Source organism: Agrobacterium sp. AGB01 (assembly GCF_014851585.1).
Taxonomy (GTDB): Bacteria; Pseudomonadota; Alphaproteobacteria; order Rhizobiales; family Rhizobiaceae; genus Agrobacterium.
Window position 1 is genome coordinate 1 of sequence record NZ_JACVAB010000008.1, and the last position, 15,336, is coordinate 15,336.

Annotated in this window: 15 protein-coding genes and 1 pseudogene; 9 read left to right on the top strand and 7 right to left on the bottom strand. The window is 56.9% G+C overall.

What is annotated here, in order from left to right; all coding sequences use genetic code 11:
• A pseudogene (locus IB237_RS22295) lies at positions 1-100 on the top strand (IS110 family transposase); the annotation flags it as partial.
• Positions 101-431: 331 nt separating this feature from the next.
• Here the strand turns inward: IB237_RS22295 and IB237_RS22300 are convergent.
• From IB237_RS22300 to IB237_RS22315, 4 genes are all read right to left on the bottom strand, one after another.
• Complete coding sequence (locus IB237_RS22300; protein WP_192490939.1) at positions 432-1,049, bottom strand: GntR family transcriptional regulator; 618 nt, start codon at positions 1,047-1,049, stop codon at positions 432-434.
• A 119-nt stretch (positions 1,050-1,168) separates the two neighbouring features.
• Positions 1,169-2,374 carry an ABC transporter permease gene (locus IB237_RS22305; RefSeq protein ID WP_192490940.1) on the bottom strand — a complete coding sequence of 402 codons (1,206 nt, stop codon included), beginning with the start codon at positions 2,372-2,374 and terminating at the stop codon, positions 1,169-1,171.
• A complete protein-coding gene (locus IB237_RS22310; RefSeq protein ID WP_192490941.1) occupies positions 2,364-3,083 on the bottom strand; it encodes an ABC transporter ATP-binding protein in 720 nt (239 codons plus the stop codon). The genes IB237_RS22305 and IB237_RS22310 overlap by 11 nt, the downstream gene beginning before the upstream one ends.
• Positions 3,084-3,099: 16 nt before the next feature.
• Positions 3,100-4,404: an efflux RND transporter periplasmic adaptor subunit gene (locus IB237_RS22315; protein ID WP_192490942.1), complete on the bottom strand. Its 1,305-nt coding sequence runs from the start codon at positions 4,402-4,404 to the stop codon at positions 3,100-3,102.
• A gap of 302 nt (positions 4,405-4,706) precedes the next feature.
• Here IB237_RS22315 and IB237_RS22320 point away from each other — a divergent pair, with 302 nt between their 5' ends.
• Positions 4,707-4,985 carry a hypothetical protein gene (locus IB237_RS22320; protein WP_192491213.1) on the top strand — a complete coding sequence of 93 codons (279 nt, stop codon included), beginning with the start codon at positions 4,707-4,709 and terminating at the stop codon, positions 4,983-4,985.
• Here IB237_RS22320 and IB237_RS22325 read toward each other — a convergent pair.
• Positions 4,964-5,908, bottom strand: a complete 945-nt coding sequence (locus IB237_RS22325; RefSeq protein ID WP_192490943.1) for a sensor domain-containing diguanylate cyclase — start codon at positions 5,906-5,908, stop codon at positions 4,964-4,966. The two genes, IB237_RS22320 and IB237_RS22325, sit on opposite strands and share 22 nt — an antisense overlap.
• A 397-nt stretch (positions 5,909-6,305) precedes the next feature.
• Here IB237_RS22325 and IB237_RS22330 point away from each other — a divergent pair, with 397 nt between their 5' ends.
• Positions 6,306-6,518, top strand: coding sequence for a hypothetical protein (locus IB237_RS22330; RefSeq protein WP_192490944.1), 213 nt, complete (start codon positions 6,306-6,308; stop codon positions 6,516-6,518).
• Positions 6,519-6,728: 210 nt separating this feature from the next.
• Entirely contained in the window at positions 6,729-8,546 is a 1,818-nt protein-coding gene (locus tag IB237_RS22335; protein ID WP_192490945.1) for a PAS domain-containing sensor histidine kinase, read from the top strand.
• A gap of 67 nt (positions 8,547-8,613) precedes the next feature.
• On the opposite strand, the gene IB237_RS22340 is transcribed toward IB237_RS22335, so the two are convergent.
• Both IB237_RS22340 and IB237_RS22345 read right to left on the bottom strand, forming a co-directional pair.
• The gene (locus IB237_RS22340; RefSeq protein WP_246788213.1) at positions 8,614-9,603 is read right to left on the bottom strand and encodes an NAD(P)H-quinone oxidoreductase; all 990 of its coding nucleotides are present in this window, start codon (positions 9,601-9,603) and stop codon (positions 8,614-8,616) included.
• A gap of 8 nt (positions 9,604-9,611) precedes the next feature.
• Positions 9,612-10,163, bottom strand: coding sequence for a hypothetical protein (locus IB237_RS22345; RefSeq protein ID WP_192490946.1), 552 nt, complete (start codon positions 10,161-10,163; stop codon positions 9,612-9,614).
• Between the two features lie 150 nt (positions 10,164-10,313).
• Between IB237_RS22345 and IB237_RS22350 the strand changes: the two genes are divergently transcribed.
• From IB237_RS22350 to IB237_RS22370, 5 genes are all read left to right on the top strand, one after another.
• Positions 10,314-11,243, top strand: coding sequence for a LysR family transcriptional regulator (locus tag IB237_RS22350; protein WP_192490947.1), 930 nt, complete (start codon positions 10,314-10,316; stop codon positions 11,241-11,243).
• Positions 11,244-11,436: 193 nt separating this feature from the next.
• Positions 11,437-12,345 (top strand): glycine betaine ABC transporter substrate-binding protein, encoded by a 909-nt coding sequence (locus IB237_RS22355; RefSeq protein WP_371815395.1) that lies wholly within the window; start codon positions 11,437-11,439, stop codon positions 12,343-12,345.
• A 91-nt stretch (positions 12,346-12,436) separates the two neighbouring features.
• A complete protein-coding gene (locus IB237_RS22360) occupies positions 12,437-13,561 on the top strand; it encodes an ABC transporter permease (protein WP_192491189.1) in 1,125 nt (374 codons plus the stop codon).
• Positions 13,558-14,496, top strand: a complete 939-nt coding sequence (locus IB237_RS22365) for an ABC transporter ATP-binding protein (RefSeq protein ID WP_192490949.1) — start codon at positions 13,558-13,560, stop codon at positions 14,494-14,496. Before IB237_RS22360 ends, IB237_RS22365 begins: the two co-directional genes overlap by 4 nt.
• Positions 14,497-14,525: 29 nt before the next feature.
• Positions 14,526-15,296 (top strand): ABC transporter permease, encoded by a 771-nt coding sequence (locus IB237_RS22370; protein WP_192491190.1) that lies wholly within the window; start codon positions 14,526-14,528, stop codon positions 15,294-15,296.
• Positions 15,297-15,336: the final 40 nt, after the last annotated feature.

The following is a 15,336-nucleotide window of genomic DNA, read 5'->3' on the forward strand; positions in this document are numbered from 1 at the left end:
TGGCAAACCCAAGATCGTCGCGATTGTCGCAACGATGCGAAAACTGCTGACCATTCTCAACGCCATCATCAGGGATCAAAAACCATGGCAAGACGCTTGACGAACAAGACAGTCGCTCATTCCCGTGCTTGTCACGGGAATCCAGGCCAGCCCAAGTCCTTGGGCTGAAAAGTCTCTTGTCGCGCGGACGCGCTCCACTGGATCTCTGTGACGAGCACAGAGATGAGGGGAGGTTGAAGGCACCTTGCGCCCTACCTCTACCCTTGTGGGAGAGGAAGAAAAATCATCACCTTAGCTTGCTAAGTGATAGATTTTTCAGGTGAGGGGTTATGTACTTGCACACTGCACACTGCACACTGCACACTGCTTGGCATCGACACGACGCTAGCAGACGTCAACCACCTCAACCACTCAACCACTCAACCACTCAATCACGTTGTTGCGTGATGCGACAGCAGCTTTGTATCTGCCTGTTCGGCCCGTTCTGAGTTGCCATCCAACAAGGCGTTGATGATATCCAGATGCATTTGCACTGCGGTTTTAAGTGCCGCGGTATCGGCGGATGAAAACCAGATACGTCGGAAATGCGTTTGCAGCGGCCACAGCGATGAGGCGATAAAGCTGTTGGGGCAGGCCTCGGCAACAATTTCATCGAGATGTTTGTCGGCCTCGTAAAAGGTGAGAATGTCGTCATTATCAGAGGACTGCACCATTTTGCCAGAACAGTCTTCCAGCGCGCGGCGCAGCGGCTCACAGATGTTCTGTGCAGCAAGGGCCACCGCCATCGGTTCAAGCTGGCGGCGCGCTTGAAGGATGTTGTTGCGGTCCATGGGGTTGATATGGGTAATCTGCAGGCCAACACGCGGCCGCACGCGAATGAGATTTTCCCAGGCCAGCCTCTGGATGGCCTCCCGCACCGGCGTTCTGCCGTGACCGGTCAGTTCGATAAGCTGTCTTTCGTTTACGATAGCACCGGGTTCTACACCCAGTGTAACAATGAGCTTTTCAAGGGCCAGATAGGCAAGGTGGCTCTGCGAAGCCTGCGTCATGAAAATCGATTCGTTATTGCACTCGTTCCAGTAGTGGCACGAAGGCCTGCGACATGCAATATTCCGAACTGCGCATATAAGCTTGTGTCGCGCAGTCAGGATTAAGCCGATTTACGCCGTTATTCGTGTCGCAGTGCCTCGATCGGACTAAGACTTGCGGCGCGGCGGGCCGGGAAATAGCCAAAAACCACGCCAATAGCGGCTGAAAATGCAAAGGCGAGGAAAATGATCGATGGGCTTGCCACAAAGGGCACGTTGAGGAAGCTGACAACCGCGTAGGCGAGGCCAAGACCGGTCAAAATCCCGACAATGCCGCCAAAGGCCGACAGCATGACGGCTTCCACCAGAAATTGTCGCAGAACCTGTGTTTCAAGAGCGCCGATCGCCAGGCGAATGCCGATTTCACGGGTGCGTTCGGTGACCGATACCAGCATGATATTCATGATGCCGATACCGCCGACCAACAGGCTGACGGCGGCCACCGAGCCAAGAAGACCGGTTAGCAGCGTTGTCGTGCCAGTCATGGCCGAGGCAATCTGCGTCATGTCATTGACGGAAAAATCGTCTTCGCGGCCAATGACGATGCGGCGTCTCTCCCGCAGCAGCGATTCAAGGTCGGACTGGACTTTCGAGGTTTGCACGCCATCCTGCGCCGATACCATGATGCTGGAGATGGTGCTGGTGCCGCCAATGCGGCGCTGATGGATTTTCAGCGGCATCAGGATGGTATCGTCCTGATCATCGCCCATGCCGGACTGCCCCTTGGTGGCGAGAACGCCCACCACTGGACAGGAGATGTTGCTGACGCGCACGCTCTGGCCAATCGGGTTGCTGTCGCCAAACAGTTCCTTGCGCACGGTCTCGCCAAGAATACAGGCAATCTGGCCGCCACGTTCTTCTGCTGGGCTGAAGTCACGACCCAGTGACAGTGGCCAGTCCTGCGCAATCAGGTAGTCGTTTGTGGTGCCAAGTGCACTGCTGGAATGGTTCTTGCCGCCAAAAATTGCGGTTGCCGTGCTGCGGTTGACCGGTGCCACGGCACGCAGGCCGCTGATCTGGTCACGCATGGCTTGCACGTCATTGTCGTTAAAACGTTTGGCTTCGGTGCTGGCGCGGCCGGGACCAAACTGGCCGGGGCGCACAAACAGCATGTTGGTGCCCAGCCGTGAGAGTTCGGATTTTACCTGCGCCGTTGTGCCATTGCCAACCGTGACCATGGCGATAACTGCGGCCACGCCGATTACCACGCCAAGAACCGTGAGGAACGAGCGCAGCAGGTTGCGGCTGATGGCGCGCATTGCCAGTTTGATCGTTTCAGGAAACATGGGCGGGCTCTCCATGGGTGTTGATGCTGTCAGATGCCAGATGGCCATCAACAAAGCGCAGCAGACGCTTGGCGTAAGCGGCAATGTCGTCTTCATGGGTGACCATGATGACGGTGATGCCCTGTTCACGGTTCAGTTCCGTGATCAGTTCCATGATTTCAACGCTGGTCTTGGTGTCGAGATTACCGGTCGGCTCATCGGCCAGGAGAACGGCGGGATTGGTGACAATCGCACGGGCAATGGCAACGCGCTGTTGCTGGCCACCGGACAGTTCCTGCGTGGTGTGACCTTCGCGTCCCTTCAGGCCAACCCTTTCCAGGGCGCGCATTGCCATCTGGCGGCGCTCATGGGCCGGTGTGCCACGATAGACCAGCGGCAGTTCGACATTTTCCACCGCCGAGGTCCGGGGCAGGAGATTGAAACCCTGAAATACGAAGCCCAGCATGTGACGGCGCAGCAACGTCAATTGACCACCGGAAAAACCTGACGTCGATATGCCCTGAAACAGGTAATCGCCCGATGTCGCCACGTCGAGACAGCCGATAATGTTCATGGCGGTGGATTTGCCAGAACCGGACGGACCCATGATGGCCACGAATTCATGTTCGTGAATGGCAAGGTCGACACCGGCCAGAGCACGGATGGTCGCTTCGCCCATGCCGTATTCCTTGACCACGTTACGAAACTCTATGAGGGGAGCCGTCTGCATGTCTGGCACCTTCCGTTCAGTTCCTGCGGGCAATGGCGTCGGTAATCAGTTCATCATCCGGTTGGATGTTGCCGGATTTTACCACGGTGAACTGCCCATCGGTCGATCCAGTTTCCACCCGCTCGGAGACCGGCGTGCCGTTTTTCAGCACCCACACGGTGCGCTGGCCAGCCGCGGCACTGGCGCTGTCACCACCGCGGCCACCACCACGCCCCATGCGTGGCGGACGAAACAGGCTCATCAGACCGCCAGCGGAAGATACGTTCTGTCGCGGCGGGCTGTAACGCAGCGCGGCGTTTGGAATGAGCAGCGCGTCCTTGATCGATTCCACCACAATATTGGCCGTCGCGGTCATGCCGGGGCGCAGTTTCAGGTTGCTGTTATCAACCGTCAGGATGGCCTTGTAGGTCACGACATTGGCCACGGTTTCAGAGGCGTAGCGCACGGTCTGGATTTCGGCCGGAAAACTTTCTTCCGGGTAGGCATCAACGCTGAATGTTGCCTGCTGACCGTTGCTGACCTTGCCGACATCCGCCTCATCGACGGCCACCTGCAATTCCATTTCCCGGAGGTCGCCGGCCATGGTGAACAGAACAGGTGCATTCAGTGACGAGGCAACGGTGGCACCGGGGTCAACGTCACGCGTCAGGATGACGCCGTTGATTGGCGCGACGATCTTGCCTTTGCCCAGGTTCAGCTCCGCCAGACGCAGATCGGCTTCGGCAGACAGCACGGAGGCCTCATTGACCTCCAGCGTCGCTGCAGCAGAATTGTAGTTATACTGGGCTGCATCCAGATCCTGTTGGGTAGAGACGCGGTTCTGCACCAGGTTTTTCAGACGGTTCAGCGATGTCTCGGCCGAGCCCAGTTCTGCCTTGGCTTTCAGCACACTGGCCTTGGCGGATGCCAGCTTGGCTCTGGCGCTTTGCACGTCGGCTTCCAATTTGTTGGTGTCGAGTTCCAGCAATACGTCGCCGGCCTTGACCTCGCTGTTATAGGTCACGTTGACCTTGCGGACAGTACCAGACAATTCGCTTGAGATATCGACCTGATCGGTCGGTTGTACCGAGCCGGTGGAGGTGACGATGACCGACAGGTCATCCTTCTTGGCCGCCGTGGTGGTGTAGGTGTAGGTGGAGCCGCTGGAGGCGGAGAAATAATAATAACCACCTGCGGCCGCAATGATAATGGCAGCACCAAACAGGTAGGTGTATTTGCGGCTTTTACGACGTTTCGAGCCCGTAGACGCAAGTATCTCCTGCAGGCTGGGCTGCGTAGAGGCGCTCTTGGTCTTGTCGTCGATATTTTCCCGCTTGTTCATCGCGCCCGCCTGTAAAAAGAATTCCTGACATCAATGCTCTTGAAGATTGACCGGAATTTGCTCGCTCTATCTTACATTGATGTAGGGATGGCAGTTACACAGGTCACGGGGTTGTAAAAGTGAAATCTTGGTAATGTTACATTTGCAGTTGTACCAGAGCCGTCGTGACGCTGTTACTGACTGGATTTCGTTGCTTTCTGCCAATTGAAGACGGGAAAATTGCCGCTATCTAGATATCAGGGTGTTTTATCGATGCGGACACGCACCGACAGACGAGATGTCTGCAGCGCATGGAGATACGAGTGACGGACGACAGCAGCCACGTGCAACGCAATGAGACACCGCCGGTACGCCGCCGCAAGCCGCTGTGGCCGTGGGTGGTCTTGCTGGTGCTGACACTGTGCGCCATATACACCTACACTCAGGTCACCCATATCATCGAGACCATACGCCACGAAGTACCGCCGGAGTTCTGGGATATCATCGAATGGATGTTACGCGAAAGCGGCGTGATCCCTGACAATGGCAGGCAGGCGCCGGACTTTGCCATGGGGCTTTTTCAGCCCGTACGTGCCGCGTAATTCAAAGCACCAAATTCGCTTGCTGCAACCGGATTGAGGGAGGACCTGATGTCCACGATCTTACCGCTGGACTTGGCGTCATACATCAGCTTGTCGGCCTGATCGAGCAGGACGTCGAAGGTCATGCCGGCCTGGGCCTCGGCAATGCCGATGGCTGCACCCACCTGCACCATCTTGTCATCAATGGTGACGTGCTGGGCGATCTGGGTGCCGAGATCAAAAAAGCGCAAGGCGGAAAACTCGAAAGCGGCCGGGATAACTGAAACGATTGCAAATTCGTCACCGCCGAGACGGGCGATAAAGTCGCCCTTGCTGGTCCAGCCACGCAGGCGATCGGCAATAACACGCAACAGCTTGTCACCAATCGAGTGGCCGTGCTGGTCATTGACCTGCTTGAAGCGATTGAGATCGATGTAGGCAAGCGTGATCCGGCAGCCCGGTTCAAGCGTTGCCAACGCCTGACGCAGGTAACTTTCAAACGAGGCGCGGTTCTGTAGCCCCGTCATCGAATCCACAAAAGCTGCTTCCATGATGGCGCGCTCATAAGCCTTGCGCTCGGAATTGTCGAGAATGATTTCAATGTCGAAACTCTCGCCATCAATGCGGCGGCGCTGTGCACTGATCAATCCGGGAATGACACGGCCGCTGGAATGCAGCATGTCCACTTCGGCAAGCTCGTAAAACCCTTGCGTGTCGAGCAGATGCAGTCTTTTCATACGGGCAGGATCGTCGAGCGGGTAGGGCAGGTCGTTGCCCAGTGACTGGCCGTTCAACTCTTCCCAACTGCGGCCAACCAGCCGCAGATAGGCCGGGTTCACCTTGATGTAACGGGAATCGTGATCAATTGTGGAAATGGAAAATGGTACTGGCGAAAGATCAAAAAGCTCTTTCAAGGCTGCGTCCAGAACGCTTTCTGAAATCATCTGCCACACCTGTATCCGCTGAAAATGACTGAGTGATCGTCCCGCAGTTTACGGCAGGTCGATTCGGTTGCGCACGTATAAGCATGCAATCTGCGCGCAAGACATTAATGATTGTTATATGACTGATACATAATTTTCAGAAAAACGGTGTCAGCAGCATTAGTCGGCGCAATACGTAATTGTGATCGAAGAAATTTCATCGTGCTGTTGGAATAATTGATCGATAAAACAAATGGTTGCGGGCAATACAATAGGCCGCAGTTCGCCTTACCCCCAATATCACATAGACATAGGACACAATAAGCGTAAACTCCGCGCCATCGTTTCCACCCGATTTCGTAGGCGGTGACGACCGAGAGTTACTATGTGCTCCCGTCTGCAAAAGGAGGGCAGCCGCATGACATTTTCGTACAGCGATACGTTGAAGGACGTGCTTTACGACCGCGCTACCTTGTATAGCGGCAACGAACGGATTCGTCTCGATCTCATAGATCGTACCGTGCGTGCGGTGTCGCATATCGATCTTGGTGTCGATGCCAATATCGAGGAAGCGCTGTTCCATCTGATGGACCAGATCGCCGGTTCTGACGCGTCTAAGCCAACCTTGTGAGGGCACAAGGTTTTTCCTCGTCCATGTTGTGTTGTTACCAGGTCAGGTTGTCCGTTGATGACCTGGTTTTTTGTTGTTCTGGCGGTCACGTCGCGGCCTTATTTCAACGGTTTTATCCGCTCTCAAACACCACCTTGTCGAAGGCTGGAAGTGCTGTCATGTTAACGACACTGTAACAGTAGCTGCGTGAGCCTTGCGACGATGCACCGAATGGGGGATGGAAGTCTGGCTGGGCAAGGAGAGGCAACGAATACCGTTCCTGTTGCCACCCTGCTGGACACTGTAGACTGGCGTTCGACGCCGCTTGGTCCAAGGTCCGAATGGCCAGCCTGTTTGCATGCCGCCATAGACATCATGGTGCCCTCCCAAGCGCAGATCGTGATGTTCTGGGGGCCAGAATTCGTTGCCCTTTACAATGACGTTTATGCGCCGACCATCGGCGACAAACATCCGCATGCCTTTGGCCGTCCGGGTCGTGAATACTGGAGCGAGCTGTGGGACGACCTTGAGCCCTTGCTGAAGCGTGTGCTTGAGCATGGCGAAACGGTCGCTGCCAAGGATCGAGCGTTTTACATCGAACGGCATGGCTTTCCCGAAACCGTGTATTTCGACATTTCCTATTCACCGGTGCGGGATCTGGACAGAAATGTTGTTGGCGTTTTCTGCATCGTCAATGAAACCACGGAGCGGGTTAAGACCGATGCTGCGATGCGTGAAAGTGAAGAGCGCTTCCGGGCGATATTTTCACAATCAGCAGCTGGCATCGCGCTGAGCGATCTCACTGGAAAGCTGACCGACGTCAACCAGCGCTACTGCGAGATTGTCGGTCGAACGGCTGATGATCTGATTGGTACGCAGATGCAGGACGTGACCTTTGCCGTGGACCTGCCAGCCAATGTCGCGCTGTTTCAAAGACTGATCGAAACCGGTGAAAGTTTCGATATTGAAAAACGTTACCTGCGTGCGGATGGCAGCCTGATCTGGGTTGCCAATTCCGTCTCTGCCATCCGGGATGAAAATGGCGAGATAGAGCAAACGGTGGCCATCGTCGTCGATATTACTGAACGCAAGCGTGCTCACGAGATTGAAAAACATCTGGCCTCGATCATTGGTTCTTCCAATGACGCAATCCTTGGCATCGATCTAGACATGACAATAACCAGCTGGAACGCGGCTGCGCAGCGTCTGTATGGCTATTACGAGGACGAAGCGGTTGGCCATTCCGTGTTGATGCTGGTGCCCGACGATCGCAAGGAAGAAGAACCGTCGATCCTGCGGCAGATCAAGGCGGGGCGGATTGTCGAGCCCTATGAGACAAAACGCCTTCGCAAGGATGGCACGCTGGTTGACGTCTTGTTGAGTGTTTCTCCCATTCTCGACCCCTTGGGACATGTGATTGGCGCGTCAAAGGTCACGCATGATATCTCGACCCGCAAGGAAGCGGAGCAGCTGCAGGCCATTCTGGTGGGAGAGTTGCACCACCGCGTGAAAAATGTGCTGGCGACCGTCACGGCGATTGCCCGCCAGACCATGGGCCGCGACACCGCAAACCGAGAGGATGTGGAGGCCTTTACCAACCGCCTGTCATCGCTCAGCCGCGCGCAGGACCTGCTGCTGCACGGCGACTGGCAATATGCCGATCTCAAATCCGTGGTGATGCAGGCAATGGCGCCTTATGCGGTGGAGACATTTACCGTCAGCGGGCCCGCCGTGCCATTGCCACCCAAGGCCGTCGTCTCGTTGTCGCTGGCCCTGCATGAGCTTGCCACCAATGCCGCCAAATATGGTGCACTTTCCGTATCCACAGGTCATATTACCGTCAGTTGGGACTATGACCGTTCAAGCTCGCATCTGCGACTGCAATGGCGGGAAGAGGGTGGCCCCGAGGTGGTAACACCAACCCGCAAGGGGTTTGGTTCGACACTGGTGGAGCGTTTGTTGACAGCCGAACTGAAGGGCTACGCGCAGATTTCCTACGAAGAAAGTGGTGTTATCTGCGTCGTGGAAGCTGACCTCTCACAAATCTGATCGCAATCAGGCAGGTTTCCGTCGGCGTCGGTTGTTGCGTCACTGACAGACTGGGACGTTGAAAGTGTCAGGGGTGGAAGCCTTCCAGCACGACCTTGCCGAACAAGCCGCCGGTTTCCATGCGTCGGTGCGCATCTGCCACCTGCGTGAAAAGATATACGGCGCCGATAACTGGATGCACGGACTTGCCAAGCATAGGCAGGACATTGTCTCTGAAACGAGCGACCATTTGCCGTTTTTCTGTCCGGGACCGTGACTTCATGACCGTGCCGATAAGCTGCAAGTGGTTGTGCAAGACGAGATCCAGCGGGATGATGGCATTGTCCTCGCGGCCGAGCAGCCCAACCTGAACAAGGCGACCGCCCGGCGCAAGACTGCGGATGTTGCGGGCAAGATAGGCACCGCCGACGAAATCGACAATCAGATCAACGCCATGCGAGGCGGTTGCATCGATGACATCTGCCTCAAAATCGGAGCGTCGGTAGTCAAACACCGCGTCGGCACCGATCGACAGGACATTGTCTATGTTGGTAGAGGCGGCGGTTGCAAGAACATGTGCCCCTGACGCTTTTGCCAATTGAACCGTAGCAGAGCCGATACCTCCGGCTGCGGCATGGATGAGTACGGTTTCGGCTGTGTGGACACGACCGAGGTGGCCAACAGCTTCCCAGCCGGTCACGAAGCTTTCCATAACAGCGGCCGCTTGCGTAAACGACAGTCCGTCAGGGATTTTGGCGGCCATACCGCTGTCGAGGCGGGCATATTGCGCATAGGCACCGCCGCCGACAATGCCCATGACACGGTCGCCAACGGCAAAACCTTGCACGGCGCTGCCTGTTGCCAAAACCTCACCAGCGATCTCCAGACCCAGTAACGCACTGTCGCCATAACACCGGGTGCCATACACGCCTTCGCGCTGGAGGATGTCGGCGCGATTGACGCCGGCTGCCATGACTTTGACCAGGAGATCGTCTGGGCGGATTTCAGGCCGTGGAGCATCACCGAGGTGCAGAACATCCGCACCTCCGAAGTCGTCAAACAGGATGGCATTCATCATTCTGTCCCTCAGTTTGCCGCTGCTGCGGCTGCCAATGCCCGGCGGGCGATGCTGGCAGCGAAAAGGGGTGTCTCACGGCTGTTATGGTCGCCACCTGCGGCCTGGCGTGCAGCGGCGGCATCGTCATAGCTGACGCCGTGGCTTTCAATGAATGTCATGAAAGCGTCGGTCGGATGGGCGGTGACACGATTTGTGTAGCGGGTGCGGTTTTCGCTGACCTTTTCGGCAATCAGTTCCCAGACCACGTTGACCTGTGTGCGACCGCTGGCGGTGAACACATCCGAGATGGAATTCATGCGGCAATAGGCGGGCTCTGCGACCTCTGCCACATAGTGCTGGACAACCAGGCCGGTGCCGATCTGCTCGACATTGATCGACATGCGGCGTCCGTCGTCTGTCCATGTGATACCGGCGGCGATGTGGTCTGGTGCGCAGCAGCGCAGATATTCCGCTTCCGGCAGCGTGAACAGCCAGTCAGCAATGTCGATCTTTTCAAAGGGTACGTCGATTTCTGCAGAATATGCCGATTGCGAGAGAATGGTATCGAGAACCTTGACCATGTTGTTATTCCTTCTGTTAAGTGGGCGTTGATTGCCCGTTGACGAGAAGGAATGTGCTCCGGATGCCCGCAAATGATAACGAACTGAATGCTCGAAACGGTTTTGCGCTGTAAGCAAAGATGACGGGATTAAAGGGGTAACGGGGCAGACATGAAAGATCCAAGGTTCGCGGAACATCTTGCCGTCTATGTCGATGTGGTGCGCACAGGCAGTTTTTCTGCAGCGTCGCGGCGGCGTGCCGTCACACCATCCGCAGTGGTGCGGCAGATCGATGCGCTGGAGCAGGATCTTGGGGTGACCCTTCTGGTGCGATCCACCCGGGCGCTGGGGCTGACCGATGCCGGGCAGCATTTATTTGATCGTGCGCAACGGCTGCTTGAGGATTTAGCCGATACACATGCCGAGGTCGCCGCCTTCGATAGCGAAGTGACGGGCACCCTACGTGTTGCCTGTTTTCCGACATTCGGAAAACGGTATGTCATTCCTGTGATGGCGTCGCTGGCGCAACAACACCCAAACCTGCATGTTGAACTCGACCTTACCGAACGGCTTGCCGATCCCGTTGCCGAGCGGCTGGATCTGGTTATCAGGATGGGGGAGTTGCAGGACAGTTCGCTGATCGCCATGCGGCTTGCGCCGCTGAAACGAATTTTGGTGGCAAGTGCGGACTATCTGGGAAAACACGGCGTACCGAGCACAGTTGCTGACCTGCGCGCCCACCGCTTGCTCGACAAATTACATGGTAACGACCTGCTTGAATGGTCTCGCGTGCTGGGGTGTGCCGCAGGCGATGCGGCTGGCAAAGTGGTATTTCGCTGCGATGATTTTGAAGCCTTGAATGGCGCTGCCTTGACGGGAATGGGAATTGCGCTGTTGCCCAGTTGGGTGGCAGGGCCTTCTGTCAAATCGGGCGATCTCATACGACTTCCGCTTTCGGCAGAAGCATTTTCAGGAGAGCCCTGGAACGAAAATCCTTCCGGCATATATTTGTTGCGGGCACTTCAGGTGCCGTCGGCAAAAATCCGGGCTTTCACGGATGCGCTCAAATCCTTCATCGGCACGCCGCCCCGTTGGGATTGATGCCACCGTGCCTCGCTCTTGGAAGAGGTGTCTCTGCCCGGTGATGTGGGACGAGCAAGGCGGTTATTGTCTCGCCGAAACAAAATGTGGCACGGTAGGGAACCGTAACGGCAGGTTTGCTGTTTACGCGCTGGTGAAAAACGGTTGTGTTCCGTTCGCAGCCGTTTTTGAAATCACAATTCCGGGGAGTCAAATTGTGAAAAGCCTTATCGTAGCCATTGCTCTTGCCGTTTCGCTGCCAGTTGCGCCAGCGTTTTCCCAAGTCGTCGTATCCTCAAAGATCGACACCGAAGGTGGCGTGTTGGGAAATATCATTCTGTCGGTCCTGAGCCATAACGGCATTGAGGTCACCGACAAATTGCAGCTTGGCGCGACGCCCGTTGTGCGTGAGGCGCTAGTGACTGGCGCTATCGACATTTACCCGGAATACACGGGCAATGCGGCCTATTTCTTCAACCGCGCCGAGGACCCGATCTGGAAAGACGCGGCCAAAGCCTATGAAGAGGCAGCCAAGCTTGATCTGGAGGCCAACAAGCTGGTCTGGCTGACGCCATCCAGTGCCAACAACACCTGGGGTGTTGCCATCCGCAAGGATCTGGCCAACAGCGAAAAGATCATCACCTTCAGCGATTTCGGCAAATACATTGCCGGTGGCGGTCAGGTCGTGCTGGCTGCATCCTCCGAGTTCGTCAATTCCGCTGCCGCGCTGCCTGCCTTCCAGACGGCCTACGGTTTTACGCTGAAGCCTGACCAGCTGATTACGCTGTCGGGTGGTGATACGGCGGCAACCATTGCGGCTGCAGCCAACCAGACCAACAATGCCAATGCGGCGATGGTTTATGGCACGGATGGCGGCATTGCGGCCTCCGGTCTGGTGCTGCTGGAAGACGACAAATCCGTTCAGCCGGTTTACCAGCCAGCGCCGGTTGTCCGCAAGGACATCCTCGACAAGAACCCGCAGATTGCCGAACTGCTGAAGCCGGTATTCGCCAAGCTGGATGCCGCAACCTTGCAGGAACTGAACGGACGAGTGCAGGTGGGCGGTGAACCTGCCAAGGCGGTTGCCACGGACTTCCTGACCAAAAATGGGTTCCTGAAATAAGCGGAGCCGAAGCGACTTGGCCGTCATTGTTCCTGAGAAGACCGGGTTTGTCGGGGTAAAACCTGACAAGCCCGGCATCGTCATTGCTCTTATGCTGGTTGGCGGTGCCTTCGGCCTGCCATTCGTCATTCTGCGGCCAAACCGCATTGTGGCGGGTGAGGCGCTGTCGATTTTCCAATCGCTCCCTGTGTCGTTGATGACGGCACTGGCCTGTCTTCTCGTGGTGACAGCGGTTGCCATGTCCATCAGAATATCGGCTGCGTTGCGGCTTGTGCTTGTTGCCGTGACACTGGCATTGTTGGTTGTTGCTGCCGGCATGGCTGCCAGTTTTGTGATGCCGGAAGGTAACAGCTATGCCCGTGTCTCGCCGGGGTCTGGGGTGTGGGTGTTGCTGGCAGCGTTGCTGCTGGCCACTGCCGACTGTGTAACACGGCTTCGCCCGCATCCACTGTTTCGCATCGTCCTGCTGGTTCTCGGTTTTGCCGGTGCCGCAGCCGTGCTGATGACCGGCGTGTGGGACAATCTTTCGATCATGAAGGAATATGCCAACCGCGCCGATGTGTTCTGGCGCGAAGGTGCGCGTCACATCACGCTGGCGGTCGGATCATTGGCGGCGGCAATCGTGGTTGGGCTGCCGCTTGGCATTGTGGCGCACAGGGTAACGGCGCTGCGCAGTGCCGTTCTCAACACGCTGAACATGATCCAGACCATTCCGTCGATTGCGCTGTTTGCCATTCTTATCGCGCCGCTTGGCTGGATTGCGGTCAATGTGCCCGGCGCGTCTGCGCTTGGCATTGCCGGTATTGGTGCAGCACCGGCCTTTGTGGCGCTGTTTCTCTATTCCCTGCTGCCGGTTGTTGCCAACACGGTGGCGGGCCTGGCGGGGGTGCCGCAATCGATCACCGAGGCAGCGAAGGGGGTTGGCATGACGAGAGGCCAACGTTTGCTGGGGGTTGAAATGCCGCTTGCCGCGCCGGTCATCCTCACCGGTATCCGTATCGTGCTGGTTCAGAATATCGGCATGGCAACCATTGCCGCACTGATTGGCGGCGGCGGTTTTGGAGTGTTTGTTTTTCAAGGGGTAGGACAGATGGCCATGGATCTGGTGCTGCTGGGTGCGATACCCACCGTGGCACTGGCCTTTGCCGGTGCCATCATTTTTGACGCCCTGATTGAATTGTCTGCCAGAAAAGAAGGCGGGAGTGCAACAGCATGATCGAGATCGACCATCTGACCAAACGTTTTGAAGGTGCGGTTGCCGTCAATGATGTATCCCTTACCGTCAAACCGCATAGCGTGACAGTTATCGTCGGCTCCTCGGGCTCCGGTAAGACGACCTTGCTGCGGATGATCAACCGGCTGATCGAGCCAACTTCCGGCAGTGTGCGGATCAATGGACGCGACAATAAATCCATTGCCGGGCATGAACTGCGCCGCAGCATCGGTTACGCCATTCAGGGTTACGGCCTGTTTCCGCACCGTAGCGTCGCGCAAAACATTGCCACGGTGCCGCAGTTGCTGGGCTGGGACAAGGCACGGATCGATGCGCGGGTGCGTGAACTGCTGGAGCTTTTCCAGCTTGAGCCTGATGTGTTTGCCAAACGGTTTCCGCATGAACTGTCCGGCGGCCAGCAGCAGCGCATTGGCGTGGCGCGGGCGCTGGCGGCCGAGCCTGAACTGTTATTGATGGACGAACCCTTTGGCGCGCTGGACCCGGTTATCCGCACCAGAGCCCGGCGCGACCTTCTTGATATCAAGGCGCTGTTGGGCACGACCATCATTCTTGTGACGCATGACATGGATGAGGCCTTTGCCATTGCCGACCATATTGCCGTCATGGACAAGGGCGTTCTCGTCCAATACGGCACGCCGGCGGAGCTGGTGCACAAGCCGGCAACAGAGTTTGTTGCCGCAATGATAGGACCGGAGGAGCGACCATTCCGGTTGCTGGCATTACGGCCGGTGTCTGAGGCGATAGAGCAGGGTACTGCCGGGGGTGAGCCGATCCCTGCAGCGGTCAGTCAACGCGAAGCCCTGTCAAACCTTGTCTGGACGGGACGGCACGAAGCCCCTGTCGCGAATGATGAGGGACAGGTGCTGGGCAAGGTAACCATGGCAGCACTTTGCCAGCAGGCTGCGGGCAGCCCATGACCTTGCAAACAAGGACCGTAACCAGCCAGATGAAGGCCGCAAAAATACCAACGCGGTGGCTGGCGCACGCATTGCGGGCCTTCGGTCTTGTGCTTCTGGTTACATTTCTCGTGCAGCCACATTGGTTCGAGCCGGTTTTCCGGCCGCTGGCGCCCGCCAATGCGCCTGCCATCTATACCCAGGCCGACTTGCTGGTGTTGACCGGACAACATCTGCGAACGGTGCTGATTGCCACGGTACTGGCAAGTCTGCTGGCGATAACGCTGGCAATCATCGTGACACGGCCGTCCTGCCGGGAGTTTCTACCCCTGTCGCGTCTGGTGGTGAATACCGGGCAGACATTTCCTCCGGTTGCCGTGCTGGCGCTTGCCGTGCCGATGCTGGGTTTTGGTGAAACCCCAACACTGGTGGCGTTGTTTCTTTACGCGCTGTTGCCGATTTTCGAGAGCACGCTGACTGGGCTTGCCAATGTGCCTGATGTGACAAAAGAAGCGGCACGTGGCACCGGCATGACCCCATGGCAAAGCCTGGTGAGCGTGGAATTGCCACTGGCCTTGCCGGTTATTCTGTCGGGCGTGCGCATATCGGTTGTCATCAGTCTGGCGACGGCCACGATCGGCTCGACTGTTGCCGCGAAGACGCTTGGCGAGGTGATTATTGCCGGCCTGCAATCCAGCAACATGGCCTTTATCCTGCAAGGCGGGCTGGTGGTTGGTTTGCTCGCGATATTTGTCTATGACGCCCTCATGGCGCTGGAACGCATGGTTACGGGTTGGCAGCATGTTTCCAGCTCACGCTAAGTGGGGCCAAATGTCAGGCCCCACCGGTTGGTAAAACATG

What these genes read in the sequence shown, in the direction of transcription:
- IB237_RS22345 (WP_192490946.1), bottom strand. Translation starts at nt 10,163, where the DNA reads ATGGTCAAGGTTCTCGATACCATTCTCTCGCAATCGGCATATTCTGCA.
- IB237_RS22300 (WP_192490939.1), bottom strand. Translation starts at nt 1,049, where the DNA reads ATGACGCAGGCTTCGCAGAGCCACCTTGCCTATCTGGCCCTTGAAAAG.
- IB237_RS22360 (WP_192491189.1), top strand. Translation starts at nt 12,437, where the DNA reads ATGCTGGTTGGCGGTGCCTTCGGCCTGCCATTCGTCATTCTGCGGCCA.
- IB237_RS22365 (WP_192490949.1), top strand. Translation starts at nt 13,558, where the DNA reads ATGATCGAGATCGACCATCTGACCAAACGTTTTGAAGGTGCGGTTGCC.
- IB237_RS22310 (WP_192490941.1), bottom strand. Translation starts at nt 3,083, where the DNA reads ATGCAGACGGCTCCCCTCATAGAGTTTCGTAACGTGGTCAAGGAATAC.
- IB237_RS22315 (WP_192490942.1), bottom strand. Translation starts at nt 4,404, where the DNA reads ATGAACAAGCGGGAAAATATCGACGACAAGACCAAGAGCGCCTCTACG.
- IB237_RS22325 (WP_192490943.1), bottom strand. Translation starts at nt 5,908, where the DNA reads ATGATTTCAGAAAGCGTTCTGGACGCAGCCTTGAAAGAGCTTTTTGAT.
- IB237_RS22330 (WP_192490944.1), top strand. Translation starts at nt 6,306, where the DNA reads ATGACATTTTCGTACAGCGATACGTTGAAGGACGTGCTTTACGACCGC.
- IB237_RS22340 (WP_246788213.1), bottom strand. Translation starts at nt 9,603, where the DNA reads ATGATGAATGCCATCCTGTTTGACGACTTCGGAGGTGCGGATGTTCTG.
- IB237_RS22370 (WP_192491190.1), top strand. Translation starts at nt 14,526, where the DNA reads ATGAAGGCCGCAAAAATACCAACGCGGTGGCTGGCGCACGCATTGCGG.
- IB237_RS22305 (WP_192490940.1), bottom strand. Translation starts at nt 2,374, where the DNA reads ATGTTTCCTGAAACGATCAAACTGGCAATGCGCGCCATCAGCCGCAAC.
- IB237_RS22350 (WP_192490947.1), top strand. Translation starts at nt 10,314, where the DNA reads ATGAAAGATCCAAGGTTCGCGGAACATCTTGCCGTCTATGTCGATGTG.
- IB237_RS22335 (WP_192490945.1), top strand. Translation starts at nt 6,729, where the DNA reads ATGGGGGATGGAAGTCTGGCTGGGCAAGGAGAGGCAACGAATACCGTT.